Source organism: Testudinibacter sp. 'clade 2' (genome assembly GCF_006227735.1).
Taxonomy (GTDB): domain Bacteria; phylum Pseudomonadota; class Gammaproteobacteria; order Enterobacterales; family Pasteurellaceae; genus Chelonobacter.
This window is the reverse complement of record NZ_VDHB01000127.1, coordinates 1-3,178: the sequence shown is the minus strand read 5'-3', so window position 1 is coordinate 3,178 and position 3,178 is coordinate 1. Positions and strand designations below refer to the sequence as shown.

Genomic DNA, 3,178 nt, shown 5'->3' with positions numbered 1-3,178 from the left:
CACGACTACCGTCGGTTCATTGCCAGTTACACCGCCATTACCACCACAGGCAGTCAAGGCGAACATAGCTGCGATTGCCAGTGCAACACAACTGTAAGGTGCACGGATAAACGTTATTTTTTTCATGTTCTGATAATTCCTTATTTTTTATAAATTGACATAGCATTAAAAAGCAAATTCGACACTCAGGGCATAATTTCGTCCCGGTGCCGTCAGGCGGTCATAACCCAGCCCATCGACCTCAGCCACCACGCCAGTGGTTAATCCTGCAATGCCGGTTTGACGCAAGGCTTCCCAAGTAACATATTTGCTATTGGTTAAATTATAGATACCGCCACGTAATGTAACGTTTTTACCCAGCTCCACATAGCCGACCCAATCCCAGGTATACCAAGATTTGCTTAACACCTTGACAACGGAAATATCTCTTGATTGGCGCTTATCAATATTCGGCAGTATGCTGACTAGTTCGCTGGCTTTTTTGGCATCCGTGCGGGTAAAACGTATTCCACTACCCCATTTGCCAGACGGGGCGTCGTAATCCAAGCCCAACACGGTTTTTGCCGGCTGCAGAGTATCCATGGCGTAACTGGTTTCCAGCATATTGGAGCGATCACCGGACAGCTTACCCAGCTTTTTAGGATAGACTTTGCTATAGGCAGCACTGCCACTCAGCCCTTCCGGAAGCACGCTCCACAACGCATGAAAATCCAGCAGGGCGCGAATATTGAAACCTTCGCTATACGCTTTGGTCTGATTACCAAAATACTGTAACCCAGGTTCTAGCGGATCGTTGTAATTAGCTTGAGTCTTAGCTTTGAGCGTAATGAAATTAGTGTATTCGGAGCGGAAAATATTGGCATTGATATAACCTACCTTGCCATGAATATCGATACCGACTTCATGATTCAAGGCTTTTTCTGCTTTAATTTTATCTCGGCTCAAAGGACGCTGGTATTTATTCTCAAAATAGCGCTGGCCGCTGGTACCATACATTTCCTGCGCATTCGGTACACGGAAGCCGGTGCTGGCTTTATAGCTCAAACTGATATTATCGGTCAGATTCAAGCCAATACCGGCAGACCACGATAAGCTGTTGTATTTATCATTGCTAAAGTAAGGCCACGAGGAGTGATATTGATATTCGTCATAACGAATACCTCCGCTCAAATCAATATATGGATTCAATGTCCAATGATTACTCAGTCCGATATAGTAGTTTTTACCATTAATAGGATGATAAATATCATTACGCAAGGTATCCACAATCTGTGTTTTCCCGTCAAAATGCGGACTACAGCCAAAGCGCTTGTCATCGTGGCATGGATGATTATCTGGCACTTTCAACGCATATTCGCGACGTTTATAACGATCCAGCAAGCGATACTCGGAATGCCCTAAGCCGGCAAGCAGATCAATTTCATGCTGAATGCCCCAATACTCCAGGTGCTTACTGCCACTGAAACGAACTCGTTTATTTTGCTCAGTCAAACGGGCAACATTTTGGCGCCGATGTTGGTATTCAACAAAGCTTGAACCTATATTGTCCTGACGCTGGAAAAGTTCGCAGTCTCTATTCGGCTTATCGCCCATTAAAGTGCAACCTGCGGTAGTGTGGATCGAAGTAATATGAGTCTTCTCTTCATCGATCTCCAATTTTGCCGTGTCCAACCAGCTGTTACGATTTTCAGATTGGTATTGATAAAACACACCAACCCTATTTTTCTCATGGATATGATCGACAAATTTATAAAATGGGAACAACATCCGGTAGATATAGCTGTGTCGAGTGGCGCTGGGGTCGGCATCACGGAAATTGCGGAAGTAAGGACGTTGGCTATTGGCACGGTCATCAATTTCATATTTTTGTTGAGTATCTTCAAATACAAAACCGACGGTATGTTCCGGTGTCAATTCATACTGGAACTTTCCGAACCAAGAATCCGAACGATAGGCCATCGGGTTCGCCGCATTGCGGGTTGTACCGTAAACCTCATTCGGCGCTAGATCCATACTTTGAATACAAGCAGAAGGGTGCGAGCTGCCAATACAATATTCATGTTGCGGGAAATGGTCTGGTCTGGTGGCATCTGCCCAACCTGCATTTCTCAAGTCCTCATACTGTTTGTCGGTCGGGAACATTCTGTCTAAGGTTTGATTCGGTGTTTTTGGATGGGATTTGATTTCATGCCCGTCGCGTCGGGTATATTGCAACAATGCGGAGAAGCCACCGACACGACCGGCTGCTGCAATTGAATTGCCCCAACGTTCATCTTTACTGGCATAGCTGTTTTTGATGTTCAGCCCCCAATTCTGACCGGGCTTAATCACATCATCAGGCGCTTTGGTCACAAACATCACCGAGCCGCCTAATGCGCCATTTCCACTCATCACCGAATTCGCACCTTGGCTAATCTCTACTGCTTTGATATTTTCGAATTCGATTTCATTTTTCGCACCGCTGAAACCATCGGAATAATCTGAGCGCGGCATAAAATTTTGTGCTTGTGAAATACCATCAACGGTAATCACCACCCGATCTTTGTCCACACCACGGATCGAATATCCCGCCGAAGCGCCAGAACCTTGTTCATTAACCGCAATACCCGGATCATAACGCGTCAAATCACGAATATCATTGACCTGCTCTTTTTTAAGCTGCTCCGCATTTTTAAGCACACGGCTGATGCTACGCTGCGATTTACTGGTTTCGCTCGACTTTCCGACTACTTGAATTTCATCCAGTACAGCTCCTTTCTCCGATTCAGCAGCATAAGCAGTAAAGGGTAAAGCAAGGTGTCCGCCAAAGAGAGTTATAGCCACTATCCTTGATAGTGGCTTCATTTTAAAATGAAGTAATTTGGGTTGATTAATTTTCATTGTAATACCTAAGATTATACAAAATGCTTAGGCTATGAATGAGTTAGCAATACCGACAGATAATCTTGCCGATTTGAAATCCCACTTCATAGCCTATGCTTGCTAGTTTTAATATATTGTTTAATAGTCTCATTAATGATAACTATTAGCATTATCATAAATGAAGGCAAGGCTATTAACCAAATGATTTTGTTATTTATTTAAAAACAGACACAAATTTGTGAAGCGGATCAATAAAATAAATAAAATTACAAAAATTCACTCCAAATTTATACGAGACTTTTTACTCATATAAAAC

At 43.5% G+C, this 3,178-nt stretch carries 1 protein-coding gene; it reads right to left on the bottom strand.

Translation table 11 applies throughout. From position 1 onward, the window contains the following. Positions 1-165: 165 nt before the first annotated feature. Complete coding sequence (locus FHQ30_RS10020; RefSeq protein WP_139625169.1) at positions 166-2,880, bottom strand: lactoferrin/transferrin family TonB-dependent receptor; 2,715 nt, start codon at positions 2,878-2,880, stop codon at positions 166-168. Positions 2,881-3,178: the final 298 nt, after the last annotated feature.

Excerpts from the sequence above, each read along its gene's own strand:
- FHQ30_RS10020 (WP_139625169.1), bottom strand. The coding sequence starts at position 2,880 with ATGAAAATTAATCAACCCAAATTACTTCATTTTAAAATGAAGCCACTA.